The following is a 26,160-nucleotide window of genomic DNA, read 5'->3' on the forward strand; positions in this document are numbered from 1 at the left end:
ATCTATCATCAAGCTAGACGACCGGTCTACTCGTACTGGAGGCACTATAGTAGAAAACCGTCGCCGCTGCCTAATAGGCAAACCCTATAGGGCCATAAAGACTCGATTAGTCGAACGTCGGCCCACCGGCTTCGTCGCCCCAGACTTCTTCCAGGCGATCGTCACGGCCGCAGCTGAAGCGGTAGAACTTGTAGCGCACGGGGTTCTTGTCGTAGTAGTCCTGATGGTACTCCTCGGCCTTCCAAAAGGTATCGGCGGGCAAGATGTCGGTGGCAATTTCTTCGTCGAAGCGGTCTTCCATCTCGGCTTTGGAGGCTTCGGCGAGCTCGCGCTGCTCGTCATTCTGATAAAAAATCGCCGAGCGGTACTGGTCGCCCTGGTCACAGAACTGCCGGCCGACCGCGAACGGGTCGATATTGCGCCAGTAAATCTCGAGCAGCTGCTCGTAGCTGATCTGGTCCGCGTCGTATTCGACCTTGACCACTTCTATATGGTCGGTGTCGCCGCTGCTGACATCGTCGTAGGTGGGGTTTTCCAGCTCGCCACCGGTATAGCCGGAGATGGTCGCCGTCACGCCGGGCTGGCGGTCGTAAGGGGGCTCCATGCACCAGAAGCAGCCGCCAGCAAATACCGCTTCCGCGGGTGTTTCGGCCTGCAGCGACGTGCTGGTGATGCCAAGGGCGGCTGTAGCGATCCCCAGAGCAAGGGGGCGAAGTGATAGATGTTGCATCATGGGGTCGACTCCCGGGAGGTGAACCATATCGTTGCCAATTCTGAGTTGTTAAGTCGTCGGGTAGTTCACTTTCCTTACAGTTGATCGCTATCTCCTCATTGAACCTGGCCATGGCGTGGGGGCCATACGTCGTCCAGGGTTTTTAGCGCGGCGGCGATGGGGGGCTCGGTGGCACGATCATGTCGCCAGATAAGGCCCAGCGAACAGGGCAGGCGCACCTGATCCGCCACCGCCAGGCCGCTCTCCTGGCGTTCGGCCATGGCCAGGGCGTCCCGCGCCAGGCTCAGCCCGACGCCGGCGCGCACCAGATCGAGCATGCAGGCCTCCTGATCGACCTGGGCGACGCGGTTGGGCGTCACCTGGCTGGCGGCAAAGCGACGTTGCAGCAAGCGGTGATGCACCGAGTCGGGCGGGGTGACGATCCACGGCAGGCGGGCCAGCGACGCCCAACGCGTGTCCGTCAGCCGCGCCTCCCAGCCGGCGGGGGCAATCACATGGTAGTCAAACTGGGTGAGCTCCCGCCAGGCAAGCGCCGGGTGGCCGGTGCCTTCCCCGGGTGGCGCCAGGTAAAAACCAACGTCCAGCTCGCCTTGTTCGATGCGCGCCTGCACACGTCCGCTCATGCCGTGGTGTAGTTCGGTTTCCAGTTGGGGCGCCCGCAACATCAGGCGGCTCAAAAACGCCCCGAGGCGAATAAATTCAGGGTCGACGATGGTGCCGATGGTCAGCTTGCCGCGCAGCGTGCTGTGCAGCGCACTGGCGGTCTGGTCAAAGACGCTGGCGCTGGCCAGGGCTTTCTCGGCGGCGGGCAGCAGGGCGAGCCCATCGGCCGTCAGGCTCAGGCCCTGGGGACGTCGGTTGAACAGAACCAGCCCCAGGCTGGCCTGTAGCTGCTTCAACTTTAGGCTAACGGCAGGCTGGGTGAGGTGCAGTTGCTCGGCGCCGCGCGAGACGCTACCCGTTCGGGCAACGGCCACGAACGCGCGTAGCGTGGCGTATTCCTGCATGGGCGGCTCCCTTTAAGGTAAGTGATATCAGGAAAGCTTATATCGCGGTTAAGAATTACTCAATTGATTGCCCTGCAAAGCCCGGTAATGTGGTCTTATCGATCCCTTGACCCTCATGACACTTATAAAGGTTGCCTCCATGACCACCCCAACAACGACGACCCCCATCCATCACTTCATTAACGGCCGGACCAGCGAAGGGGCCGGCGCTGCCCAGGATGTGTTCAACCCGGCCACGGGGCAGGCGACAGGGCGCGTCTCATTGGCCGGGGAGCGGGAGGTCAACACGGCGGTGGAGGCGGCCAAGGCCGCGTTTCCTGCCTGGGCCGACACGCCGCCGATTCGTCGGGCACGGGTGATGTTCAAGTTCCTCGAGCTGCTCAATGCCAACAAGGATGCCGTTGCCGAGGCGATTACCAAGGAGCACGGCAAGGTGTTTACCGATGCCCAGGGGGAAGTGGCGCGGGGTATCGACATCGTCGAATTTGCCTGCGGTATCCCCCAACTGATGAAGGGCGACTACACCGAACAGGTCAGCACCGGGATTGATAACTGGACGGTGCGCCAGCCGCTAGGTGTAGTGGCGGGGATTACGCCGTTCAACTTCCCCGTCATGGTGCCCATGTGGATGTTTCCTGTGGCCATTGCGACGGGTAATACGTTTATCCTCAAGCCGAGCCCGCTGGACCCCAGCGCCTCATTGATGATTGCCGATCTGCTCAAGCAGGCCGGTTTGCCCGATGGTGTGTTCAACGTGGTGCAGGGCGGCAAGGAAGCGGTCGAACTACTGCTGGATCACCCTGACGTCAAGGCACTGTCGTTTGTCGGCTCCACGCCCATCGCCAACCTGATTTACGAGCGCGGTGCCCGCCACGGTAAGCGTGTTCAGGCGCTCGGCGGGGCGAAAAACCATATGGTGGTGATGCCCGATGCACATCTGGATAAGGCCGTTGATGCTCTGGTCGGCGCCGCCTATGGCTCGGCGGGGGAGCGCTGCATGGCGATCAGCGTGGCGGTGCTGGTCGGCGACGTCGCCGACAAGGTCGTCCCTGCGCTTACGGAGCGCGCCAAATCGCTCAAGGTCAAAGATGGCATGCAGTTGGACGCCGAAATGGGCCCGATCGTGACGCGGGAAGCGCACCAGCGCATTACCGGTTACATCGACAAGGGCGTGGCAGAGGGGGCCGAGCTGCTTGTCGACGGGCGTGAGTTTGACGCTTCCCAGACCGGCGACGGCTGCGCAGACGGTTTTTGGATGGGTGGCACGCTGTTTGACCATGTCACCCCGGACATGACGATCTACAAAGAAGAAATTTTCGGCCCGGTGCTGGTCTGCGTGCGGGTGCCCGATGCGGCCACGGCGATTCAATTGATCAACGACCATGAGTTTGGCAACGGCGTCAGCTGTTTCACTGAAAGCGGCAGCGTGGCACGGGAGTTTGGTCGTCGCATTCAGGTGGGCATGGTGGGTATCAACGTGCCCATCCCGGTGCCCATGGCATGGCACGGTTTCGGTGGCTGGAAGCGATCGCTGTTTGGCGATACCCATGCTTACGGCGAAGAAGGCGTGCGCTTCTATACCAAGCAGAAGTCGATCATGCAGCGCTGGTCCGACTCGATCGATGGTGGGGCTGATTTCGTCATGCCCACCGCCAAGTAAACGCCGACGCGTTGCGGGAGCCAGCTCATGACCGATACAACAAACAACACCTTTGACTTCATTGTCGTGGGGGCAGGTACCGCCGGGTGCCTGCTGGCCAATCGATTGAGCGCCAACCCCGATCATCGGGTGCTACTGATCGAGGCGGGCGGGCGCGATAACTATCACTGGATTCATATTCCGGTGGGTTACCTTTACTGCATCAATAACCCGCGCACTGACTGGATGTTCCGCACCGAGCCGGATAAAGGGCTCAACGGTCGCTCGTTAATTTACCCGCGGGGCAAGACCCTGGGCGGCTGTTCGAGCATCAACGGCATGCTGTATATCCGAGGCCAGGCGCGGGATTATAACCATTGGGCCGAGGTGACCGGCGACGATACCTGGCGCTGGGAAAACTGCCTGCCTGATTTTATCAAGCACGAACACCATCATCGCCTGGATGAAGGCGGCGATGCTGACCCCGAGCACCGCGACTTCCATGGCCACGGCGGTGAATGGCGGGTGGAAAAGCAGCGGCTAAGCTGGCAAGTGCTGGATGATTTTGCTGAAGCAGCGGCACAGTCAGGTATTCCCCGAACACGCGACTTCAATCGCGGCGACAACGAAGGGGTGGACTACTTTGAGGTCAATCAGCGCGCCGGTTGGCGTTGGAATACATCAAAAGCGTTTTTGAAGCCGGTGCGACAGCGTCATAACCTGACCATCTGGCACTCAACCCATGTCAACCAACTCCTATTTGCTAAGGATGGCACAACACCCCGCTGTGTGGGTGCCGAGGTGGTGCGCAACGGTGAAACGCTGCGTGTGGGCGCCAACCGGGAAGTCATCCTGTCTGCCGGGTCGATTGGTTCGCCTCAGTTGTTGCAGCTTTCCGGCATTGGTCCGGCTGACCTGCTGGCCGAGCACGATATCGAGGCAGTGAGCGCCTTGCCCGGCGTGGGCGAAAACCTTCAGGATCATCTGCAAATTCGCTCGGTGTATAAGGTTCAGGGGGGTAAGACGCTCAACACGATAGCCAATTCACTGGTAGGCAAGGCCAAAATTGGCCTGGAATATGCCCTTAAACGTACTGGCCCCATGAGCATGGCGCCGTCGCAGCTGTGCATATTTACCCGCAGCTCCGAGGAGTATGACGACGCCAATATCCAGTACCACGTTCAGCCGTTAAGCCTGGAGGCTTTTGGCCAGCCGCTGCACCCGTACGCCGCGATTACGGCGAGCGTGTGCAACCTGAATCCCAGCAGCCGCGGGACGGTCAGGATTAAAAGCCGCGACCCGCGCCAGGCACCGGCGATAGCGCCGAATTACCTGAGTACGCCGGAGGATCGCCAGGTGGCGGCTGATTCCTTGCGGGTCACGCGAAAAATTGCTGAGCAGCCCGCCTTTGCCAAGTACCAGCCCGAAGAAGTGAAGCCCGGCCTCGAATACCAGAGCGACGATGAGCTGGCGCGTCTGGCCGGGGATATCGGCACGACCATTTTTCATCCGGTGGGCACCGCGCGCATGGGGCGGAAAGACGACCCGATGGCCGTGGTCGACAGCCAACTGCGCGTTCGCGGCGTCAGTGGCCTGCGCGTGGCGGATGCCAGCGTGATGCCGACGATCACCAGCGGCAACACCAATTCGCCGACGCTGATGATCGCCGAAAAGGCGGCCGGATGGATATTATCGGCACGGTCATCGTACTGACATTTTTTTACGTCACAGTGTTGACGTGTGCTGAAACAAGGCGCATTCTTCTCGGCAGTAGGTTAGCAAGTCGAACGTAGTCAGCAGTATCGAAGCGCCGCAAGCGTTGAGTCTGGTGAAAGTTTCTTGTTCTACCCACTGCAACTCGGGTATTACCCGGCTCTAAATACGCTTAATCGAGGATTTCGATCATGGCAACTGGTACTGTTAAGTGGTTTAACGACACTAAAGGCTTCGGCTTCATTTCTCCGGACGACAATGGCGACGACCTGTTCGCGCACTTCTCCGAAATTCAAGCTGACGGCTTCAAAACCCTGCAAGACGGCCAGAAGGTTTCCTTCGACGTCACTCAGGGTAAAAAAGGCCTTCAGGCTTCCAACATCAAAGCGCTATAAGCTAGCGTCTTGATGTCTGCCATCAGCGGTTAGCGCTGATGAGCTAAAAAACCCCGCCCATGCGGGGTTTTTTGTATGCGTATGAAAAATAGCCACATGACTCGCCCCGGCCGTTGCTTTGCGCTAGGGTGACGTTTTCAAGTAAGGAATGGATGATCATGACAGCGCCTGGCGAACTCATCATCGAACCGAAAAGCGGCAAGCCCGCCGATGCGTGCGTATTCATACTGCACGGCCTGGGTGCCGACGGACACGACTTCGAGCCGCTGGTGCCGGCGTTAGGCTTGCCTGGCAGCGCAAACGTGCGCTTTATCATGCCCCATGCACCGCGACTGCCGGTCACCATCAACGGCGGCATGGTCATGCCGGCGTGGTACGATATTCTGGCCATGGATCTCGGCCGCCGCGTGGACGAAAATCAACTGAAAGTATCCGCCGAGCGCGTGCAGGGGCTCATCCAGGAGCAGATTGACCAGGGCATCGACAGTCAGCGGATCATTGTGGCCGGGTTTTCCCAGGGCGGCGCCGTGGCCTATCACGCAGCGCTTTCTTTCCCGCAGCCGCTGGGCGGGCTGCTGGCCATGTCGAGCTATTTTGCCACCGTTGACAGCATTTCACTGGCCGAGGCGAACAAGCAGATCCCGATCGAGGTCCAGCACGGCAGCTTTGATCCCATCGTGCCGGAAAGTCTGGGCAAAAGCGGAGCAGACCGCTTGTCGAGCCTGGGCTATGCGGTCAACTATCGCCAGTACCCCATGGCCCATTCGCTTTGCCCGCAGCAGGTAAGTGATATCGGCCGCTGGCTGCTGCAGCGGCTGAGTGCCTGACGACAGCCGTCGTATCCGCGTTGCTAAGGCGTTTTCAGGAGTCGGCATGTTTCGATCTTCGCGTGGCCGCCAAGCCGAGCTGCCCAACGAAATCCCCAGGGCGGGATGGCACGATATTGTCTGGCGGGTCATGCGCTCGGCACGGCGCGACCGCATCATGCTGCTGGCGGCGGGCGTTGCCTTTTATGCATTGCTGGCGCTGTTTCCGACCATTGCCGCCGTCATTTCGATCTGGGGGCTGTTTTTCGATCCTAGCGAGGCCAGCCAGCAGCTCTATAACCTGATTCGCTTGATGCCCCCCGACGCCGCCAAACTCATCGACGAGCAGGCTCAGGACGTGGTGGACGGCATTGATTCGAGTAATGAAATGGCGGCGCTGGTGGGCCTGCTGATCGCCATGTTCATTGCCTCGAAAGGCGTCAGCGGGCTGATTGTCGGGCTCAACGTCGTCTACGGTGAGAGGGAGCAGCGCAGCGTCTGGTGCCTAGGGCTGCTGGTGACCGCCATGACGTTCGGGCTGATCGGCATGACGCTGCTGACGCTTGGCTTCATTGCGCTGGTGCCGATGCTTGTCGATGCCCTGGCGGTGGCGTCGCCGTTCGATCGCGTCATCGATTTCATGCGCTGGCCGGCGCTGCTGGTCATGATGAGTGCGGTCATTGCGCTACTCTACCGCTTTGCGCCTTACCGCCGCTCGGCCAGGTGGGAGTGGTTGAGCGTCGGCACCCTGGTGGCCACGCTGCTATGGTTGCTGGGGTCGGCCGGCCTGTCGCTTTATGTGCGCTACTTTGCCAACTTCAGCGAACTTTACGGCTCCCTCGGGGCGGTAGTGGTCTTGATGCTGTGGTTTCTGCTCTCGGCCTTTGTAGTGTTGCTGGGCGCCGAGATCAACTGCGAACTCGAGCGCCAGACCCGCCAGGACACGACCATCGGCCAGGCGCGCCCCCAGGGCTCCCGCAATGCCTACGCCGCCGACACCCTGGGAAGCGAGCATCCCTGGAAAGGCGATGAAGACACCCTGACGCCTCCTTTAGATGGTACCCATCGCGGCGACCAGACGCGCTGAACGAGCCGGTTGCAGTATCGTGGTAGATGCCCCCCGCCGATGGCGGAAGGCACGGGCCTGATGCAAAGATAGGTTTAAAGCAGTTCTTCGGCGGCCAGGGCCAGGCGTGAACGCTCGACGCTTTTCAGCGTGATATGCCCGGCATGTGGCCAGTCGCGGAATCGCTCTACCACGGCGGCCATGCCGCAGGTATTGGCGGTCAGGTAAGGCGTGTCGATCTGTCCGACGTTGCCCAGGCAGACGATCTTGGTATTGCGCCCGGCCCGGGTGACCAGGGATTTCAGCTGTTTGGGCGTAAAGTTCTGCGCCTCGTCAATGATCAGGAAGGTGTCGTTGAGGGTGCGCCCGCGCATGAAGCTCGGTGCACGGATCTGCACACGTGAACCAATCAGCTGCCGTGTGGCGCCGTTATCCCAGGTGGACTCGCCTTCTTCATTGCGCAGCAGGTTATCCATGTTGTCGTGGAAAGCCCCCATCCACGGCGACATTTTCTCCTCCTCGGTGCCGGGTAGAAAGCCGATATCCTCGCCCATGGGAATCGGCGCGCGGGTAAACACAATGCGTTCGAACTGCTTTTGATCCAGGGTCTGCTGGAAAGCGGCGGCCAGCGTCATGTAGGTTTTGCCGGTGCCTGCGTTGCCCGCGATGGTGACCAGGTCGATCTCTGGATCCATCAGCAGGTTAAGGGTGAAGTTTTGCCGACTGTCGTGGGCGTGAACGCCCCATACACCGGCGTGATGGCGGTAGTTGGTCAGCAGTTGGAGGCGCGCCGACGAGGGTGAAAGCTCACGGATGATCGCCTCGAACTCGGCGCCGTTTTCGCTATCCGACACCAGCATGCCGACGTGCCAGTGGCGCGGCATGTCGCCACTTAGTTGGTAGAAGGTGTGATGGTCGATGCGTTCGACGGTCACGTCCACGTTAAGCGCTTCCCAAAGCGAGGCGCCGTGCGGGCCAGCAGAGGTGTATACCTGGGCGCCTTCGATCATCGCGTCGCTGTCGTCGAAGGCGCGGTCGTTCAGGTAATCCTCGACGGGGACTTTCAAGGCCGCGGCCTTTACCCGCAGATTGATGTCCTTGGTGATCAGAATGACCGAGGCATCGGGGCGTTCATCGCGCAGCCGGCAGGTTTCCGCCAGAATGCGATTGTCCGGGCTGTCGTCCAGCGAGCTGAAGGACTGCAGATCGTTGTAGCAGAGAAAATGGAGGCGACCGGACTCGCCGGTAATGCGGGGAATGGGAATGCCTTGCTGAATTTCGTCGAAGGTGACCTGGCTGGTTAAATCCGAGAGGGTACGGCTGATCTGGCGGGCCGTGCGGGCGATTTCGCGAATACCGTTTTTGTGCTTGTCCAGCTCCTCCAGTACGGTCATGGGGATAACGACATCGTGCTCGTCAAAGTGGTAGAGCGCGGCGGGGTCATGAATCAGGACATTGGTGTCCAGCACGTAAAGCCTGGCTGCTTTCTTATCGAGTCGTACCATCGTGGCATTCACTCCGTGGTTGACGGCAACATCGACACTGGCAGGTGCGTCTTACGCCCTAATGACACTTGCCTGTGTCGTTGAGATGGCGTGTCCTGGTACCTCCTTATTTAGCGCTTTTTAATAGCTTGGAAGGCGTTGGCGGTTTTTGCCACTAAAACTATTTCAACGCTGCGCCAGCGCCGTCGGTTATCATGGGCCCTCCCCACGAACTAAACGGAGCCCCCGTGACCCCCTTTATCGCTGAGCGCCGCGCGCTACGCCTATCGGCGCTATCGGCCGGCCTGTTTGCCCTGGCCGGGCTGGTGCTTGGCCTAGCGAGCGGATCGATCACCATTTTGTTCGATAGCGGCTATTCGCTGCTCAGCCTGGTGCTGGCCTCGCTTTCGCTGTTGGCGCTCAAGCAGGCGCGCAAACCGGCTGACGATCACTATCCCTTTGGGCGGCTGACGGTAGAGCCGCTGGCGGTACTGCTCAAAGGCGTAGTGATTGCGCTGGTGTGTCTGTTTTCGCTGGTGTCGGCACTGTGGAGCCTGGTGCACGGAGGGCAGGTCGTGACCCTCGACCTGGCGCTGATCTTCGGGGCCGTCAATGTCAGCGGCTGTTTGCTGACCTGGTGGTGGCTCAAGCGCTATGCGCGCATCGCCGATTCCTCGCTGCTCACCGCCGAACTGCGCCAGTGGCAGATGGATACCGGGTTAAGCGCCGCGGTCATGCTCGGGTTCGCCTTGACCTGGGGACTGACGCTGACCCCATGGGCGGGTTATGCGCGGTTTGCCGACCCGGTGATGGTGCTGATGATTGCCGGTTACTTCCTGCCCATGCCGATCCGCATGGTGCGCGGGGCCCTGCGCGAGCTGATGTTTGGCGAGCCGGTAGGCAGCGTCCGCCAGGATGTGGTCAAGGAAGTGGCCGATTTCGATATCGCCGATGACGACGTGCGCCTGGCACAGGTGGGCAGCTTCCTGGTGGTGGACATCCAGGTCGACAAGCGCCAGATTGATAATGCCGAAGGAATTGTCGAAAGCGTCGAGCAGCACTGCAAAGCGCGCAACCTGCGACCGGTGACCAGCATCACCCTGGCCACCTGATCATTCACATGACGGGGCCAAGCGTTTCGAGGACGTGACGCGCCCACCAACACAGAGACGGATCCATGACACCGGCGATTAACAGCGCAAAACACGCGGGCATTGCCTTTCACGTTCACGACTATGCACACGATGCCGCCGCCGAGTCCTTCGGCCTTGAAGCGGCGGAGAAGCTAGGCGTTCCACCCGCCCAGGTGTTTAAAACCCTGGTAGTGAAGCTCGACGGCAAACAGCTGGCGGTGGGCATGGTGCCGGTGGATAAACAGCTGGGCTTGAAGCAGATCGCGAAGGCGGCAGGGGCCAAGAAGGCGACCATGGCCGCCCCCGCGGAGGTCGAACGTGCGACCGGCTATGTGCTGGGCGGCGTCAGCCCGCTGGGCCAAAAAAAGCGCCTGGCCAGCTTTCTTGATGCCTCCGCCGAGCGCTTTGCTACGCTGTATGTCAGCGCGGGTCGTCGCGGCCTTGAAATCGAGCTGGCGCCAAACGACCTGATGGCGCTCAGCCAGGCGCAGCTGGCGCCTATCGCCGCATGACAACAGCGCGGGGCGAGGCACTTTCTGGTATGGTGCGAGGCATTCAGGCCGCTCATGCTTTGCAGGGCATTTTCGCCCCTTCAGGAAATTTCTGTGTCAGACACTTCTTTTGCATCCCTGGCGCTGCCTAGCGCACTCGCCAGCAATCTCGACTCTCTCGGTTATCACCAGATGACGCCGGTTCAGGCGCAAAGCCTGCCGCCGATGCTGGCCGGCCGCGACGTAATGGCCCAGGCCAAGACCGGCTCGGGTAAAACTGCGGCCTTTGGTCTGGCATTGCTGGCCGGCCTGCGCGTTGAGGCCTTCGCGGTGCAGGGCCTGGTGCTTTGCCCCACCCGGGAGCTTGCTGATCAGGTGGCCGAGGAACTACGCCGCCTGGCCCGCGCCATGCCCAACGTGAAAATCCTCACGCTCTGCGGTGGGGCGCCGCTGGGGCCGCAGCTGTCCTCCCTGGAACACGGTGCACACATCGTGGTGGGCACGCCGGGGCGCATCGAAGAGCACCTGCGCAAAGGCTCCCTGACGCTAGGGTCGCTGACGGCGCTGGTGCTGGATGAAGCGGATCGCATGCTGGACATGGGCTTTCAGGACTCGATTGACGCGATCATTGCCTACACCCCGGCGGATCGCCAGACGCTGCTGTTCAGCGCGACGTTCCCCGAGGAGCAGACGTCCGGCGACCTGGCGGCGATGACGCGTGGCGTCATGCACGATCCGGTGACGGTCAAGGTCGCCGAGATGCACGACGCCAGCACCATCGAGCAGCATTTTTACAGCGTGGCCAACGAGGAGGCCCGTTTTGACGCACTCAAGCAGCTGCTGCTGGTCAATCAGCCCACCACCAGCGTGGTGTTTTGCAACACCAAGCGGGAAACCCAGGCGGTGGCGGATCGGCTGGTAGACGCTGGCTTCAGCGCCGTAGCGCTCCACGGTGGTCTGGAGCAGAAAGATCGTGACCGTCTGCTGGTGCTGTTTGCCAACCAGAGCGCCTCGATTCTGGTCGCCACCGATGTGGCGGCTCGCGGGCTGGACATTGCCCAGCTGGACGCCGTCTTCAACTACCAGATCGCCCGGGAACTCGACGTTCACGTCCACCGTGTAGGCCGCACGGGGCGCGCCGGGGCGAGCGGCATTGCCTGCACCCTGGTAACCCCTAAGGAGGCCTATCGTCTCGAACGGCTGGCCGACGTGCTGGGCGAAAGCCTGGCCACCGAGCCGTTGCCCAAGGTCAGCAGTAACACGCCGTTCCAGCCGCCGATGGCGACGCTTCAGCTGGCAGGCGGCAAGAAAGACAAGCTGCGCCCGGGTGACATTCTCGGCGCCCTGACCAGCGAAGGCGGAATCCAGGGGCATCAGGTGGGTAAAATCAGCGTGCAGGCACGCAGCGCCTATGTGGCGGTCGCCCGCGAGGTGGTTCAGCAGGCGCAGGCCAAGCTTGAGCGGGATAAATTAAAAGGGCGAGCCTTCCGCGTTCGTCGCATTCGCCATTGAGCGCATAGCTGAGCGTTCGTAACGCTTTCGTAACAAGAGGAGCCAACGCAGCGACCCATGAAAATCCCTAAACGATTACAGCCCCTGGTCGATGACGGCATGATCGATGAAGTCATGATGCAGTTGATGAGCGGCAAGGAAGCGCAGGTCTATGTGGTGCGCTGCGGTGACGAAGAACGCTGTGCCAAGGTGTTCAAGGAAGCCAAGCAGCGCAGCTTCAAGCAGGCGGTGCAGTATCAGGAAGGGCGCAAAGAGCGCAACAGCCGCCGCGCCAGGGCGATGGCCAAGAAAACCCGTTACGGGCAAAAAGAGCAGGAGCAGGCCTGGCTCACCGCCGAAGTAGATGCCCTCTATCGGTTGGCGGCCGCCGATGTGCGCGTACCCAAGCCTTACGGCTTTGTAGACGGCGTGCTGCTGATGGAAATGATAACCGACGCCGAGGGCGTGGTGGCGCCGCGTCTGGGTGACGTCACCTTGACCCATGAGCAGGCGCTGCGCTATCACGCCAAGGTCATCCAAGATGTGATTCGCATGCTGTGTGCTGGCCTGATTCACGGCGACCTGTCGGAATTCAACGTACTGGTGGATGCCGAAGGCCCGGTGATCATCGACCTGCCCCAGGCGGTGGACGCCGCCGGCAACAACAGCGCCGCGGCCATGCTTTACCGCGATGTGGACAATATGCGCGACTATTTCGGGCGCTTTGCCCCTGAGCTGTTGACCACCCATTACGGCAAGGAAATGTGGGCGCTGTACGAATCCGGCGAGCTGCATCCGGATAGCCAACTGACCGGCCACTTCGATTTCGATAATCACATTGCCGACGTCGGTGAACTCATGGAAGTGATCGACGACGCCAAAGAGGAAGAAGCCGAGCGACAGGCGCGGATGCGCGATGACGATGAGGACTACCCGGAGCCGCCCCAGCCCTACTGACGTTCGACGCCCGCGCCACCCGCCATCCTCGGCTCACAAGTAACGTAAGGACCTACATGCTTTCGCGACTGCTCACGCCGCTGTTTCGTTACTTTGAAACCCGAGTAAATCCCTACCCCGAAGGCGAGGTGGCCACCCCGCCAAAGGGCCTGGCGCCGTTTATCTGGCACTTTTCCCGCCCGGTGTGGCCGCTGTTGCTGCTGATGTCGTTGTTTACTGGCCTGGTGTCCGCCGCCGAGGTGGTGTTTTTCAGCTATATGGGCGAGCTGGTGGACTGGCTGGGCAACGTCGAGCGGGCGAATTTCTGGGCCGAAAACGGCCCTTGGCTGGCCGGGGTGGGGGTGATGGTGCTGATTGGCCTGCCCCTGCTGGTACTGCTGCAGTCGCTGGTGACCCACCAGAGCATCTTCGGCAACTACCCGATGATTGGTCGTTGGTTGTCGCACCGTCATATGCTCAGCCAGAGCCTGGCGTTTTATCAGGACGAGTTTGCCGGGCGGGTGTCGCAGAAAGTCATGCAGACGGCGCTGGCGATTCGCGAAACCGTCACCAAGGTAATGGACCTGCTGGTCTATGCCATTGTGTACTTCACCGGTGCGGCGATTTTACTGGGCCGTGCCGACCCCTGGCTGCTGCTGCCTCTGGGGATCTGGCTTGTGGGCTATCTGGCGATCATGCGCTTTTTCGTGCCACGCCTGCGCGATGTCTCCATGGCCCAGGCGGATGCCCGGGCGCAGATGACCGGCCGGGTAGTGGACAGCTACAGCAACATCCAGACCATCAAGCTGTTTGCCGATACCCTGCGCGAGCAGGGCTACGCCAAGGACGCCATGGAAGGTTTCATGGGCACCGTGCACCGTCAAATGCGCCTTGTCACCATCATGAGCGTGTGCCTGACACTGCTGAATACGGCACTGCTGGTGGGCACAGCTGGGATGGCGATCAGTGCCTGGTACCTGGACGCGATCTCATTGGGTGTGCTTGCCATTGCCATCGCGCTGGTCATGCGGATTCGTTTCATGTCGGACTGGATTTTATGGGAAGTCGCCGGCCTATTTGAAAACATCGGTACGGTGCAGGACGGCATGAATACCATTGCCCAGGAACCGACGGTGCGCGATGCGCACAATGCCAAGGCGTTGCGCGTGCCCCATGGGGCAATTGCCTTTGAAGGGTTGCGCTTTGGCTATGCCCAGGCCAAGGGCGAGAACAAGACCGTGTTCGATGGCTTGAGCTTGAACATCGCGCCGGGTGAGAAAATCGGCCTGATTGGCCGCTCCGGGGCGGGCAAGTCGACCCTCGCCAATCTGCTGCTGCGCTTTTACGACCTGCAGGGCGGCCGGATTCTGATCGACGAGCAGAACATCGCCGAGGTCACCCAGACCTCCCTACGTCATCAGATTGGCATGGTGACCCAGGACACTTCGTTGCTGCACCGCTCGCTGCGCGACAACATCCGCTACGGCAGCCCGCATGCCAACGATGACGATGTCTGGGAGGCGGTGTGCCGCGCCCACGCCGATACGTTCATCAACGATCTGGTCGACCCCAAGGGGCGGCGCGGCCTGGATGCGCACGTCGGCGAGCGTGGCGTGAAGCTTTCCGGGGGCCAGCGTCAGCGCATTGCCATCGCCCGCGTGCTGCTCAAGAACGCGCCGATTCTGGTGCTGGACGAAGCCACCTCCGCACTGGACTCCGAAGTGGAAGCGGCTATTCAGGAACAGCTCGATACGCTGATGGAGGGCAAGACCGTGATTGCCATTGCCCACCGGCTGTCGACCATTGCCATGCTCGACCGGCTGATCGTGGTGGATGAGGGGCGTATGGTGGAAAGCGGAACCCATGCCGAGCTTTTGGCCCGCGACGGTATTTACGCGCGTCTGTGGCGTCGCCAGTCGGGTGGATTCATTGGCCTTGATGTTGGTGCCGGTCGCCCCAACGATTAATGTACCAGTCATTCCAACCGAGAGGTTTTCATGCAGGCGATTCAACTGACAGCACCCGGCGGTCTCGATAAACTGACCGTGGTCGATCAAGCCGCACCCGGCGAGCCGGGGGCCGGCGAAATTCGTGTGCGCTTGCACGCCAGCTCGCTGAATTTTCATGACTATGCCGTCGTGGCGGGGATGATCCCTACCGACGATGGCCGGATTCCCATGTCGGACGGCGCAGGCGTTGTCGATGCCGTGGGCGAGGGCGTGACGGAATTCGCCGTTGGCGATCCGGTCGTGTCGACGTTCTTCCCCGGCTGGCTGGAAGGCCCCGCGCGGGTCGGTGATTTCCGCACGACCCCCGGCGATGGCATCGATGGCTATGCGCGGGAGCAGGTGATTGCGCCAGCCACGTCGTTTACCTACCAGCCGGCAGGCTACAGCCACGCCGAGTCGGCCACGCTGACCACCGCCGGGCTGACCGCCTGGCGTGCGCTTGTCGTTGACGGTGGCCTGAAAGCCGGCGATACCGTGCTGGTGCTGGGCACCGGCGGCGTGTCCATTTTTGCGCTGCAGTTTGCCAAAATGATGGGCGCGCGAGTGATCGCCACGTCGTCGTCCGACGAGAAGCTCGCGCGCCTGCGTGAGCTCGGCGCCGAGCACACCATCAACTACAAGGAAACGCCCGAGTGGGGCAAGGCCGTCAAGGCGCTGACCGAAGGCGAGGGCGTGGATCATGTGGTGGAAGTCGGTGGCTCAGGCACGCTGCCGCAGTCGATTGACGCGGTCAAGATTGGTGGCCACATCGCGCTGATTGGCATATTGACCGGCCGCGAAGGCGAGATTCCCACCGCCAAGCTGATGGCCAAACAGGCCACCCTGAAAGGGCTGATCGTGGGCAGCCGTCGCGACCAGATCGAGATGACCCGCGCCATCGAGGCCAACGGCATGCGGCCGGTGATCGACCGTGAGTTTGCGCTGACCGAGATCGCCGACGCCTTCCGCCATCAGGAAGCCGGTAAGCACTTTGGCAAGATCTGCCTGACGTTCTAACGACGCCGTCGTTTAAACGCATTTGAGTGAACAGGAGCGGCCATATCGCATAGAATGGCCGCTCTTTTATTAGCATCAGGAGCAGGCCGTGCCGCTTCCAACGGGGAGTTCTCAACCGGTGTATTACGTGGGCTGGGACGTAGGTGGCTGGAACTGCGACGCCAACCCCGCCAGCCGCGATGCGCTGGTGGTGCTGGATGACGCGCTGAATCTGGTTGGGACACCGTGGCGGGGGAATCTGCGCACGACGCTCAATGAGGCGAGAGACAGCCGCGACCTGATCGACCGCCTGCTCGGCCTTTGTCGGCATCAGGCGCAGGGCGCCGAACATGTGGTGATGGCCATCGATACGCCGCTGGCGTTGCCACGCGCGCTACTGGCGCTGGCACGGGGTGACGCGGTGAGTGCGCTCGGCCGCTCCCAGGAAAATCCCTATCTTTATCGAGAGACGGAGCGCTGGCTGTTTCAGCGGGGGATCACGCCACTTTCGCCGATCAAGGATATGATCGGCAGCCAGGCCACCAAAGGCATGCACCTGCTGGCGCGCTTTGCCCCGCATATTGCCGCGTGCGGCCAGTGGCTAAGCGACGACCGGACCCTGACCGTGGTGGAAGGCTACCCGTCGCCTGCCAAACGCTCCCCGGCGTTTGCGGCCCTGCGCCAACGCGTCAACATGCCCGCAACGCTTGAAACCATGCTGCACCAGCCAACCCCGAAACAGCAGGATATCCAGGATGCCTGGCTGTGTGCGCTGCTGGCCTGGAGCCTGCGTCATGCCGCGCAGAGTGTTGCCTGGCCGCCGGACTCCATGCCGGCGGAGGAAGGCTGGATTTTTGTCCCCGTAGACAGCCTGACGCCGCCCGTTTGACGCGAGGAGTTACTCGCTCTCGGCGGGCAGCTCAGCGCTGTGGTAGACGTTTTGCACGTCGTCCAGGTCATTCAGCATGCCGAGCAGCTTTTCAAACATCGCCACGTCGTCGCCTTCCAGCGGGGTGGTGGTCTGCGGCAGGAACTGAATTTCGTCGGCGTCGAAGTCGATCTCGCCAAAGGTGTCGAGCAGTGCTTGCTTGGCCTTGGCGTAGTCGGTGTGCGGCGCAAAAACGGTGATGCGACCGTCTTCGTGCTCGATGTCGGTGACATCGACGTCCGCTTCCATCAGCGCTTCCAGAACGGCTTCCTCGTCGCTGCCGGCAAAGGCGAAGATCGCGCAGTGATCGAACATGTGGCTGACGCTGCCGGGGGTGCCGATTTTGCTCTTCGTCTTGGTGAAGCAGCCGCGCACGTCGCCGAAGGTGCGGTTCGGATTGTCGGTCAAGCACTCGACGATCACCATGGCGTTGCCGGGGCCGAAGCCTTCGTAGCGCGCAGTGGAAAAATCTTCGCCGCCGGCGCCGCTGGCTTTATCCAGCGCCTTGTCGATGACGTGCGAGGGGACCTGGTCTTTCTTGGCACGCTCGATCAGGCCGCGCAGCGTCAGGTTGCTGTGGGGATCGGTGCCGCCCGCCTTGGCGCAGACATAAATTTCGCGCCCGTACTTGCTGTAGACTTTTGTCTTCGCATCGGCCGTTTTGGCCATGGATTCTTTACGGTTCTGAAAAGCCCTACCCATGTTGACGTCCTGTAATCAGCAATCACCTCTGCAGGTCAGAGGCATTATCAAAAGGCCAAAGTTTACCCAACAGCGTATCATGCTAACAGCGTTATTTGCGCACGCGCAGGCGTCGACCCGATGGACGTGAGGTACACTGTGCGCGTCGCTATCTGCCGGCGGCAAAAGGAATAATAAACGAGCAAGGAGACCTATATGCCATTCTCACTATGGTTATCGTTGGCGGCGGTATGCGCCATGGGGGCCATGTCGCCAGGGCCGAGCCTGGCACTGGTGCTGCGCCATACCCTGGGGGGTGGAAGGCTGGTCGGCATGACGGCCGCGCTATGCCATGCCGGCGGGGTGGGCGCCTATGCGCTGCTGACCGTGCTGGGGTTGGGCGCATTGATCGCCAAGTCCCCCGCGCTCTTTCAACTGATTACCTGGGCGGGGGCCGCCTACCTGGGGTGGTTGGGTATCCAGGCGTTGCGCGCGGGTGGCGCAGGGGCCATGCAGCAACAGGGGGTGGTCACTTCAAGCGCTCGCGCTGCCAAGGAAGGTGTGCTGGTGGCGCTGGGCAACCCTAAGCTGATCATTTTCTTCATTGCCCTGCTGAGCCAGTTCGTGACACCCGACATGAGCCTGCTCGGCAAAGTATTGATCGTGGTGACGGCGATGGTTATCGACGGCGGATGGTACGTGCTGGTGGCCGTTGCGCTGTCCCATTCGCGGGTGCTGCCCTGGCTTCAGCAGCGCGCCCACTGGATCAATCGGATTACCGGCGTCTTGCTGCTGGCGCTGGCGCTGCGCGTTGTGGCGGGCCCGATGGGCTAGGGGGATCCTGCCAGGCGTTGTAAACTGGTGCCTAGGGTGCAGACATGGCATGGTAAGCGATGGTCAGGTCAGGCGTTCCGGGGGGAGGCGAGATATGACACTTTACGATCAGGATTGTTATACCCATACGGGGCAGCCGTTCAACCTGCGGGCGCTGCAGGGACAGGTGCTGCTGGTGGTCAATGTCGCCAGTCGCTGCGGCTTTACGCCACAGCTCAAGGAGCTGGAGGCGCTTTATCAGCGCTACCGCGACCGGGGATTTACCGTGCTGGGGTTTCCCTGCGATCAGTTTGGCAAGCAGTCGCCGGAAAGTGCCGAGGCGTTTTGTACCTTTGGTGAACAGCAATTCGGGGTGACGTTTCCGCTGATGGAAAAGGTCTGCGTCAACGGCCCTAGGGCCCATCCACTGTTTGTGCAGCTAAAGCGTGAGGCGCCCGGCCTGCTGGGCACCCGCATGATCAAGTGGAACTTCACCAAGTTTCTGGTCGGCCGCGACGGCAAGGTGATTGCCCGCTTCGGCCCCCGCGACCATGGCCGTGAACTCCGACTGCGCCTGGAGCGCGCCCTGGACGAGGTTTAGGTTTCTTAGGTCTCGCCTCGGGCGACCATCACTCTGCTCATCAGCTCATTCCAGCGGTGGCGCACCATCATTGTGGTCAGCCCGGAAAACAGCGCCCAGCTTTTGCGACGCCAGCCCGTTAAACGTAAATTGTGACCGACGAGCTGTTGCATCAGTTTGCGGTCGTTGAACTGCCGCCATTCGCTGGCAATCGATAGCTGATAGCGGGCCATGACCGGGGCCATTTCCAGCCGGAACATCCACTCCAATTCCTTAAACGACATCTGATAACGTTCTACCACCTCTACCATCTGGGCATAGTCGCGCTCGCTGGGTTCGCGATCCAGCCACAGCGGGGCCAGCGCCAACCATAAATCACCGCGTTCATCGACTAGCTGCTGTGCGTTCATGATAAAGCCTCGCAGGCGGTCTGGGTAAAACGATATCCTGACGCGAAAGGTCAATAAGCTCAATAGCGGACAGCGCCGCCCGAGACCGCTAGAATGGCGTCACTCATAGACGGTGCGACACCGAACACGTTATGGCGAAGAAGAGGTTCACTGTGATTATCAAACCCAAAGTACGCGGCTTTATCTGTACGACCACCCACCCGGTCGGCTGCGAGCAGAACGTTCGCGAGCAGATCGAGGCCACTCGCGCACGCAACCTGGATAAAAGCGCTGGGCCCAAGAAGGTGCTGGTGATCGGGGCTTCCAGCGGTTACGGCCTGGCGGCGCGGATCACCGCTGCGTTTGGCTATGGGGCCGATACCCTGGGCGTGTTCTTTGAAAAACCGGCCACCGAGAGCAAACCCGGTACCGCAGGCTGGTACAACAGTGCGGCGTTTGACAAGTTCGCCAAGCAGGAAGGCCTTTACAGCAAGTCGATCAACGGCGATGCGTTCTCCCACGAAGCGCGGCAAAAAGCCATTGAGCTGATCAAGCAGGACATGGGCGAAATCGACCTGGTGGTGTATTCGCTGGCATCCCCGGTACGCAAGCTGCCGGATAGCGGCGAGCTCAAGCGTTCGAGCCTCAAGCCGATTGGCGAGACCTACCGGGCGACGGCGATCGACACCAACAAGGACGCCATTATCGAAGCCGAGGTGGAGCCCGCCACCCAGCAGGAAATCGACGACACCATCACCGTGATGGGCGGCGAGGACTGGGAGCTGTGGATGGACGCCCTCGACCAGGCCGGCGTGCTGGCCAAGGGCGCACGCAGCGTGGCGTTCAGCTACATCGGCACGGAAATCACCTGGCCGATTTACTGGCACGGTGCCCTCGGCAAAGCCAAGGAAGACCTGGACCGTGCCGCCGCGGCAATCGATGCCAGGCTGAAAGAGACCAGTGGGGGTGCCAACGTGGCGGTGCTGAAGTCTGTGGTCACCCAGGCCAGCGCGGCCATTCCGGTCATGCCGCTGTATATCGCCATGGTCTATCGCATCATGAAAGAGCAGGGCGTCCACGAGGGCACCATCGATCAGCTCAACCGTCTATTCGGCGAGCGGCTCTACGCCCCGCAGGGCGGCGAGCTGGTGACCGACGAGGCGGGCCGCGTACGCCTGGATGACTGGGAGCTGCGCGACGATATCCAGCAGGCCTGCCAGGATCTGTGGCCGGAAGTGACCACCGACAACCTGTTCGAGATCACCGATTACGCCGGCTACAAGCACGAGTTTCTGAAGCTGTTTGGCTTTGAGCGTGACGACGTCGACTACGATGCCGACGTCGACACGCTGGTCGAGTTTGATGTGGTCAACCTATAAGCGTATGGCCCTGACGCTACACGCGCGTTGCGTCATCGCAGAACGTCGGGCTTTTGGCCCGGCGTTTTTGCATTTGCACGGCGTATTTTTTTCCCCGCGACGCCGTCGCTGCCTTTACTCGACCAATTGGTTAAGATGGCGGTTTGTTTTCGTCACGGCGGTTTCCCATGCAGCATAGCGCAGTCAACTCTCCCCATGCCGCCTCGCGACGGCGGGTCGCGTTTGTGCTGCTGCCGGGGTTTTCGCTGCTGGCCCATGCCAGCGCGCTGGAACCCTTGCAGATGGCCAACCAGCTCAGCGGGCAAATGCTTTATCACACCGTGACGCTGAGTATGAATAGCGAACCGGTGCGCAGCGGCGCGCAGCTTTCAGTACTCGCCGAGCACGCGCTTGAAAACCCGCTTGGCCCGCTGGATCTGCTGTTGGTCTGCGCGCCGACCCCGCTGCCTTATGCACTGCCTGCCAAACTCAATGAGTGGCTGCGCGGGCATCTTGGGCGCGGGGTGAAGCTTGGGGGGCTGGCCGGCGGTAGCGAGGTGCTGGCCCGCTGCGGGTTGCTCGAAGGCTACCGCGCCACGCTGCCCTGGCAGCGCTTCGATGCGTTTGCCCAGGCCTATCCCCAGGTCACGCTGTCCCAGCAGCTGTTTGAGATTGACCGCGACCGGCTTTCCTGCGCGGGCGGAACCGCCGCCATGGACATGATGCTGACGTTGATTGGCGAGCATCATGGCGCACGCCTGGCCGAGCAGGTGTCCGAGCAATTTGTCTGCGACCGCATTCGCCTGGCGGACGAACGTCAGCACGTGCCGCTGCGCAGCCGCCTGGGCCACGCGCCGCAGAGTCTGGTGGATGCCGTGACGCTGATGGAAGTCAATATCGAGGAGCCGCTGTCGACGCTGGAGCTGGCCGAGCATCTAGGGATTTCCCGGCGCCAGCTGGAGCGGCTGTTCAAGAAGTACCTGCAGGCAGTGCCCAGTCGCTACTACCTCGACCTGCGCCTGCAGGAAGCGCGCAAGCAACTGCGCGAGAGCGACCGGGCAGTAGGCGATATCGCGTTTGCCACCGGATTTTCTTCGGGGGCACACTTTTCCACCGCCTATCGTCACCATTTCGGCATGACGCCGAGGGAAGAACGTTTAGGTTAGCGTATCGACGATGCCGCCTTCCACGCGCAGGGCGGCGCCTGTGGTGGCGCTGGCCTGGGGTGAGGCCGCGTAGACACTCATGCTGGCCACTTCCTCGGGGGTTGCCAGGCGCTGAATGATCGACGACGGGCGGTTCTCCTGCACGAAACGCGCTTCCACCTCCTGCTGGGAAACGCCTTCTTTCTCGGCGATCTCGCCAAGCATGTTGAGCACCCCTTCGGAGCGTGTCGGCCCCGGCAGGATAGCGTTGACGGTCACATTGGTGCCGCTCAATACTTTCGCCAGACCCCGCGAAACCGAGAGCAGCGCCGATTTGGTCATGCCGTAGTGAACCATCTCGCTGGGAATGTTGATGCCCGACTCGCTGGACAGGAACTGGATGCGGCCCCAGTTGCGCTCGCGCATGCCCAGCGCATAGTGGCGCGACAGACGCACGGCGCTCATGATGTTAACGTCGAAGAACTGCTGCCAGGTGGCGTCATCCACCTCGAAAAAGTCCTGCGGGCCGAAGATGCCCACGTTGTTGATCAGGATGTCGGTCTCCGGCTGCTGGTCGATCAGCGCCTGACAGCCCTCGGCGGTGCCCAGGTCGGCGGCCACACCGGTCGCCTTGGCGTTGGGGGCGTGCTGCTTGAGCGTTGCGATGGCGTCGTCGACGCGCTGCTGGGTGCGTCCGGTGATGACCACCTCGGCCCCGGCGTTGGCGAGCCCCTCGGCAATTGCAAAGCCGATACCGGCGGTGGATCCGGTGATGATCGCGTGCTTGCCGCTAAGATCAATCTGCATGCTTTTGCTCCTCTGGTCGAAAATAGCCGTGCCTCGCCAAGCGACGCACAATCTTGTAGCTTGCTAATGACTATGGGGCAGTTATCGGATTCTTCAAGGTGATTCGCTTAAACGTGCACGTGTACCAACCTACGTCGCTATTCATAATTTGCCGTCCCATTGCTGAAAGCGGCCAACCGCGTTGCCGCCTTATACTGTTTTCATTCCTTTACTCCACTGGAGGTAGCGTCCCATGAGCCACACCCCAAGCCGTCAGGATTTCGATCACTACATGACGCCCAACTACTCGCCGCAGCAGGTCATTCCGGTGCGTGGTGAAGGCAGCCGCTTGTGGGACCAGGAGGGGCGCGAATATATCGATTTCGCCGGGGGCATCGCGGTCAACTCCCTGGGCCATTGCCACCCGGTGCTGGTCGATGCCCTCAAGGCCCAGGGCGAAAAGCTCTGGCACCTCGCCAACGTATTCACCAACGAGCCTGCGCTCAATCTCGCCAAGGCGCTGGTCGAGCGCACCTTTGCCGACAAGGCGTTTCTGTGTTCGTCCGGCGGTGAAGCTAACGAAGCCGCGCTGAAGCTGGCGCGCCGCTGGGCGGTGGATCACCACGGCGAGCACAAGGACAAGATCATCTCGTTCTATCAGTCCTTTCACGGGCGCACCTTCTTTACCGTGAGCGTGGGCGGTCAGCCCAAGTACTCCCAGGGCTTTGGCCCGGTGCCGGGCGGCATTCTGCACGCCACCTACAACGACCTGGAAAGCGTGCGTGCGCTGGTGGGCGACGACACCTGCGCGATCATGGTCGAGCCCATGCAGGGCGAGGGCGGCATCGTGCCCGGCACGCAAGACTTTCTCCAGGGGCTGCGCGACCTGTGCGACGAACACCAGGCGCTTTTGATCTTCGACGAGGTGCAGACCGGCGTGGGCCGCAGCGGCGAGCTCTACGCGTATAAAAATTACGGCATTACCCCGGATATTCTCACCAGCGCCAAATCCCTCGGTGGCGGCTTCCCTATCGGTGCCATGCTGGCGACCGATGCGGTCGCCAAGTCCCTGGCGATCGGCACCCACGGTTCCACCTATGGCGGCAACGCCCTGGCGTCGGCGGTGGCGCTTGCGGCGGTGGAGTTCATCGACACCCCCGAGGTGCTCGAGGGCGTCAAGAAACGCCACGATCTGTTCCGCGAACATCTTGAGACCATCAATCGCAAATATGGTGTGTTCAAGGAGATTCGCGGCATGGGGCTGCTGATGGGCGCGCAGATGTCGGATGCCTTCGAAGGCCGCGCCAAGGACATTCTGCCGCTGGCGATCGAGGAAGGCCTGATGGCGCTGATTGCCGGTCCCAACGTGCTGCGCATGGCGCCGTCGCTGGTGATCCCTGAAGCGGACATTGCGGAAGGCATGGCCCGTCTGGATCGCGCCATCGGGCGGTTGGTGGCCGCCGAATGAGCGAGCCGCACGCAGCCACACCACAGGGGACGTTGAGGATGCTGGTAATTCGACCGGTAAAAATGGCGGACCTGCCGGCGCTGGAGCAACTGGCCGAGCACGCGGTGCCCAGGCTCACCAACCTGCCCGCCAACCGCGAGCGGCTCGAGGAGCGTATTATGCGCTCCGAGGCCGCCTTCAATGACGAGGTGGAGTTCCCCGGCAACGAGCACTATACGTTTGTGTTGGCGGACGATGCCCGCGAGGAAGTCCTGGGGACGGCGACCATTCGCGCCCAGGCGGGCGCCAACGAGGCGTATTATACCTACCGTCAGGAAACGTTGATTCACGCCTCGCAGCAGCTCAACGTACGCCGCGAAGTGCAGACCTTGGCGCTATCCCACGAAGTCTCGGATGCCACGCTGCTCTGCGCGCTGTCGCTTGACCCCCGCTACAAGGGCACCAGCGCGGAAAGCCTGCTGCGTCGCGCGCGGCTGATGTTTATCGCCCAGTATCCGGAGCGCTTTTCGCGCATTCTGGCGGTGGCGTTCCCCGGCTATCTGGATACGCGCAGCGAATCTCCGTTCTGGGAAAGCGTCGGCCGGCACTTTTTTGCGCGCAGTTTCCAGGAGATGAATCATATTGCCGGGGTGCGCTCGAAAAGCTTTATCGCCGAGGTCATGCCGCAGTTTCCGCTTTACCTGCCGCTGTTGACCCCCCAGGCGCGGGCGGCCATTGGCCGGGAGCACCCCGCTCACGAGGAGCCTCTGGAAGAAATGCTGGCGGAAGGCTTCGTGCGTTCCCGCCACGTGGATATTTTCGATGCCGGGCCGATCGTCAAGACCGAGCGCGAGCAGCTGGAAACGTTCCGTCGCGCCGCCTGGCATCCGGTGCGAATTCGCCCCGAACATGCCTTGCCCGATGCGGAACCGGCGATGATTGCCAATCAGAAGCTGGATGGCTTTTGCTGCATTGTGGCGCGCTATGCGCTGTCGCCCACCGGTCAGCTGATGCTGTCGCCCGAGCATGCCGAGCGCCTGGGCGTTGAAGAGGGTCGCGCGGTGCTGGCAGCGCCGTTGACCCTGCCGAGCGCGGTGGACGCCCTCGATGAAGGAGAAATGTAATGCGCATTCGACCCATTGCCCGAGACGATCTGGATGGGCTTCAGGCGCTTGCGCAGCAGGCCGGCGTAGGCTTTACCTCGCTGCCGGACAACCGTGAGTTCCTGGCCGGCAAGATTGAAGCCGCTGCCTGCGCCTTTGAAGAGCGCACCCCGGTCGACGACCGGCTTTATTTCTTCGTGCTCGAAGACGACGACAGCGGCGAACTCGCCGGCTGCTGCGCCATTGAAGGTCAGGTAGGTCGTGAAGTGCCGTTTTACAACTATCGGCTGGGCACCCTGGCACACTCTTCGGTTCAGCTGGATCTGCATCGCACCATCGACACGCTGTTCCTGAGCTCCGACCATACCGGCGATGCCGAAGTGTGCTCGCTGTTTCTGCGCCCGGAATACCGCGGCGAGGCCAACAAGCACCTGCGCAACGGTGCGCTGCTCTCCAAGGCGCGCTGGCTGTTTATCGCCCAGTTCCGCGACCGTTTCCCCGATAAAGTGCTGGCGGAAATGCGCGGCGTATTTGACGAGCACAACACCAGCCCCTTCTGGGAAAGCCTGGGCAAGCACTTTTTCCCCATGGATTTCAATGAAGCCGACCGCCTGACCGGCCTGGGGCAAAAGAGCTTTATTGGCGAGTTGATGCCCAAGTTCCCGATCTATACCACCTTCATGTCGGAAGAGGCGCGGGCCTGCATTGGCCAGGTGCATCGGCATACCCGTCCGGCGCTGGAAATGCTCAAGAAGGAAGGGCTGCGCTGGGAAGGCTACATCGATATCTTCGACGGTGGCCCGACGGTGGAAGCCTACATTGAGGACGTGCGCGCGATTCGTAATTCCCGGCTCTGCCAGGTGGAAGTGGCCGATAACGCCGCCGACGAGAGCGTCAGCCGCTGGCTGGCCGCCACCTCCGACATGCTCAGCTTCACGGCCAGCTGGATAGGCCGCGCGCCCACCCACGACAACACCATTGTGCTTAGCCAGCAGGAAGCCAGACGCCTCGGGGTCACCACCGGTGACCAGGTTCGCTTGCTGGAAACCTGA

25 protein-coding genes are annotated in these 26,160 nt (G+C 61.5%); 19 read left to right on the top strand and 6 right to left on the bottom strand.

Features of this window, described 5'->3' with window-relative positions; all coding sequences use genetic code 11:
- Window positions 1-106 precede the first annotated feature (106 nt).
- Window positions 107-733 carry a peptide-methionine (S)-S-oxide reductase MsrA gene (msrA, locus tag QC815_RS14095; protein WP_310540465.1) on the bottom strand — a complete coding sequence of 209 codons (627 nt, stop codon included), beginning with the start codon at window positions 731-733 and terminating at the stop codon, window positions 107-109.
- A 95-nt stretch (window positions 734-828) separates the two neighbouring features.
- Window positions 829-1,740, bottom strand: coding sequence for a LysR family transcriptional regulator (locus QC815_RS14100; protein ID WP_310540467.1), 912 nt, complete (start codon window positions 1,738-1,740; stop codon window positions 829-831).
- A 139-nt stretch (window positions 1,741-1,879) separates the two neighbouring features.
- Here QC815_RS14100 and QC815_RS14105 point away from each other — a divergent pair, with 139 nt between their 5' ends.
- The 5 genes from QC815_RS14105 to QC815_RS14125 all read left to right on the top strand — a co-directional run bounded on the left by QC815_RS14105 (window position 1,880) and on the right by QC815_RS14125 (window position 7,380).
- Window positions 1,880-3,400: a CoA-acylating methylmalonate-semialdehyde dehydrogenase gene (locus QC815_RS14105; protein WP_310540469.1), complete on the top strand. Its 1,521-nt coding sequence runs from the start codon at window positions 1,880-1,882 to the stop codon at window positions 3,398-3,400.
- Between the two features lie 27 nt (window positions 3,401-3,427).
- Entirely contained in the window at window positions 3,428-5,092 is a 1,665-nt protein-coding gene (locus tag QC815_RS14110; RefSeq protein ID WP_310540471.1) for a GMC family oxidoreductase, read from the top strand.
- Between the two features lie 191 nt (window positions 5,093-5,283).
- Window positions 5,284-5,487: a cold-shock protein gene (locus tag QC815_RS14115; RefSeq protein ID WP_230446934.1), complete on the top strand. Its 204-nt coding sequence runs from the start codon at window positions 5,284-5,286 to the stop codon at window positions 5,485-5,487.
- 158 nt (window positions 5,488-5,645) lie between these two features.
- Window positions 5,646-6,314: an alpha/beta hydrolase gene (locus QC815_RS14120; protein ID WP_310540473.1), complete on the top strand. Its 669-nt coding sequence runs from the start codon at window positions 5,646-5,648 to the stop codon at window positions 6,312-6,314.
- A gap of 46 nt (window positions 6,315-6,360) precedes the next feature.
- Window positions 6,361-7,380 carry a YihY/virulence factor BrkB family protein gene (locus QC815_RS14125; RefSeq protein WP_310540475.1) on the top strand — a complete coding sequence of 340 codons (1,020 nt, stop codon included), beginning with the start codon at window positions 6,361-6,363 and terminating at the stop codon, window positions 7,378-7,380.
- Between the two features lie 74 nt (window positions 7,381-7,454).
- On the opposite strand, the gene QC815_RS14130 is transcribed toward QC815_RS14125, so the two are convergent.
- Window positions 7,455-8,864: a PhoH family protein gene (locus tag QC815_RS14130; RefSeq protein WP_230446931.1), complete on the bottom strand. Its 1,410-nt coding sequence runs from the start codon at window positions 8,862-8,864 to the stop codon at window positions 7,455-7,457.
- A 227-nt stretch (window positions 8,865-9,091) separates the two neighbouring features.
- Here QC815_RS14130 and QC815_RS14135 point away from each other — a divergent pair, with 227 nt between their 5' ends.
- From QC815_RS14135 to QC815_RS14165, 7 genes are all read left to right on the top strand, one after another.
- Complete coding sequence (locus QC815_RS14135) at window positions 9,092-9,955, top strand: cation diffusion facilitator family transporter (protein WP_230446930.1); 864 nt, start codon at window positions 9,092-9,094, stop codon at window positions 9,953-9,955.
- A 65-nt stretch (window positions 9,956-10,020) separates the two neighbouring features.
- Window positions 10,021-10,488 (top strand): Cys-tRNA(Pro) deacylase, encoded by a 468-nt coding sequence (gene ybaK / locus QC815_RS14140; RefSeq protein ID WP_230446929.1) that lies wholly within the window; start codon window positions 10,021-10,023, stop codon window positions 10,486-10,488.
- Between the two features lie 93 nt (window positions 10,489-10,581).
- On the top strand, window positions 10,582-11,979 hold the full coding sequence (gene dbpA, locus QC815_RS14145) for an ATP-dependent RNA helicase DbpA (protein ID WP_230446928.1): 1,398 nt from the start codon (window positions 10,582-10,584) through the stop codon (window positions 11,977-11,979).
- A 57-nt stretch (window positions 11,980-12,036) separates the two neighbouring features.
- Window positions 12,037-12,915, top strand: coding sequence for a PA4780 family RIO1-like protein kinase (locus tag QC815_RS14150; RefSeq protein ID WP_310540480.1), 879 nt, complete (start codon window positions 12,037-12,039; stop codon window positions 12,913-12,915).
- A 56-nt stretch (window positions 12,916-12,971) separates the two neighbouring features.
- Window positions 12,972-14,861, top strand: a complete 1,890-nt coding sequence (locus QC815_RS14155; RefSeq protein ID WP_310540482.1) for an ABC transporter ATP-binding protein — start codon at window positions 12,972-12,974, stop codon at window positions 14,859-14,861.
- Between the two features lie 30 nt (window positions 14,862-14,891).
- Window positions 14,892-15,899, top strand: coding sequence for a zinc-dependent alcohol dehydrogenase family protein (locus QC815_RS14160; RefSeq protein WP_230446926.1), 1,008 nt, complete (start codon window positions 14,892-14,894; stop codon window positions 15,897-15,899).
- Window positions 15,900-15,987: 88 nt separating this feature from the next.
- A complete protein-coding gene (locus QC815_RS14165; RefSeq protein WP_230446925.1) occupies window positions 15,988-16,767 on the top strand; it encodes a DUF429 domain-containing protein in 780 nt (259 codons plus the stop codon).
- 9 nt (window positions 16,768-16,776) lie between these two features.
- Here the strand turns inward: QC815_RS14165 and QC815_RS14170 are convergent, their stop codons facing one another.
- Window positions 16,777-17,508: a YebC/PmpR family DNA-binding transcriptional regulator gene (locus QC815_RS14170; protein WP_230446924.1), complete on the bottom strand. Its 732-nt coding sequence runs from the start codon at window positions 17,506-17,508 to the stop codon at window positions 16,777-16,779.
- A gap of 195 nt (window positions 17,509-17,703) precedes the next feature.
- Here QC815_RS14170 and QC815_RS14175 point away from each other — a divergent pair, with 195 nt between their 5' ends.
- The gene (locus tag QC815_RS14175) at window positions 17,704-18,321 is read left to right on the top strand and encodes a LysE family translocator (protein ID WP_230446923.1); all 618 of its coding nucleotides are present in this window, start codon (window positions 17,704-17,706) and stop codon (window positions 18,319-18,321) included.
- A gap of 94 nt (window positions 18,322-18,415) precedes the next feature.
- The gene (locus QC815_RS14180) at window positions 18,416-18,901 is read left to right on the top strand and encodes a glutathione peroxidase (protein WP_230446922.1); all 486 of its coding nucleotides are present in this window, start codon (window positions 18,416-18,418) and stop codon (window positions 18,899-18,901) included.
- Between the two features lie 5 nt (window positions 18,902-18,906).
- Here QC815_RS14180 and QC815_RS14185 read toward each other — a convergent pair whose 3' ends face one another.
- Window positions 18,907-19,290 (bottom strand): DUF7079 family protein, encoded by a 384-nt coding sequence (locus QC815_RS14185; protein ID WP_230446921.1) that lies wholly within the window; start codon window positions 19,288-19,290, stop codon window positions 18,907-18,909.
- Window positions 19,291-19,442: 152 nt separating this feature from the next.
- Between QC815_RS14185 and fabV the strand changes: the two genes are divergently transcribed.
- Together fabV and QC815_RS14195 are read left to right on the top strand one after the other, a co-directional pair.
- Window positions 19,443-20,648 (top strand): enoyl-ACP reductase FabV, encoded by a 1,206-nt coding sequence (gene fabV, locus QC815_RS14190; protein WP_230446920.1) that lies wholly within the window; start codon window positions 19,443-19,445, stop codon window positions 20,646-20,648.
- Window positions 20,649-20,815: 167 nt separating this feature from the next.
- Window positions 20,816-21,793, top strand: coding sequence for a GlxA family transcriptional regulator (locus QC815_RS14195; protein ID WP_230446919.1), 978 nt, complete (start codon window positions 20,816-20,818; stop codon window positions 21,791-21,793).
- On the opposite strand, the gene QC815_RS14200 is transcribed toward QC815_RS14195, so the two are convergent.
- The gene (locus QC815_RS14200) at window positions 21,785-22,579 is read right to left on the bottom strand and encodes an SDR family NAD(P)-dependent oxidoreductase (RefSeq protein ID WP_230446918.1); all 795 of its coding nucleotides are present in this window, start codon (window positions 22,577-22,579) and stop codon (window positions 21,785-21,787) included. The genes QC815_RS14195 and QC815_RS14200 overlap by 9 nt on opposite strands.
- Before the next feature lie 232 nt (window positions 22,580-22,811).
- Between QC815_RS14200 and QC815_RS14205 the strand changes: the two genes are divergently transcribed.
- Genes QC815_RS14205 through astA form a run of 3 tightly spaced genes read left to right on the top strand, consistent with a single transcriptional unit; the run spans window position 22,812 to window position 26,160 of the window.
- The gene (locus QC815_RS14205; protein ID WP_230446917.1) at window positions 22,812-24,026 is read left to right on the top strand and encodes an aspartate aminotransferase family protein; all 1,215 of its coding nucleotides are present in this window, start codon (window positions 22,812-22,814) and stop codon (window positions 24,024-24,026) included.
- 38 nt (window positions 24,027-24,064) lie between these two features.
- A complete protein-coding gene (locus tag QC815_RS14210; protein WP_230446916.1) occupies window positions 24,065-25,129 on the top strand; it encodes an arginine N-succinyltransferase in 1,065 nt (354 codons plus the stop codon).
- A complete protein-coding gene (gene astA / locus QC815_RS14215) occupies window positions 25,129-26,160 on the top strand; it encodes an arginine N-succinyltransferase (protein WP_310540489.1) in 1,032 nt (343 codons plus the stop codon). Before QC815_RS14210 ends, astA begins: the two co-directional genes overlap by 1 nt.

This window comes from Vreelandella gomseomensis (assembly GCF_031451645.1).
Taxonomy (GTDB): domain Bacteria; phylum Pseudomonadota; class Gammaproteobacteria; order Pseudomonadales; family Halomonadaceae; genus Vreelandella; species Vreelandella gomseomensis.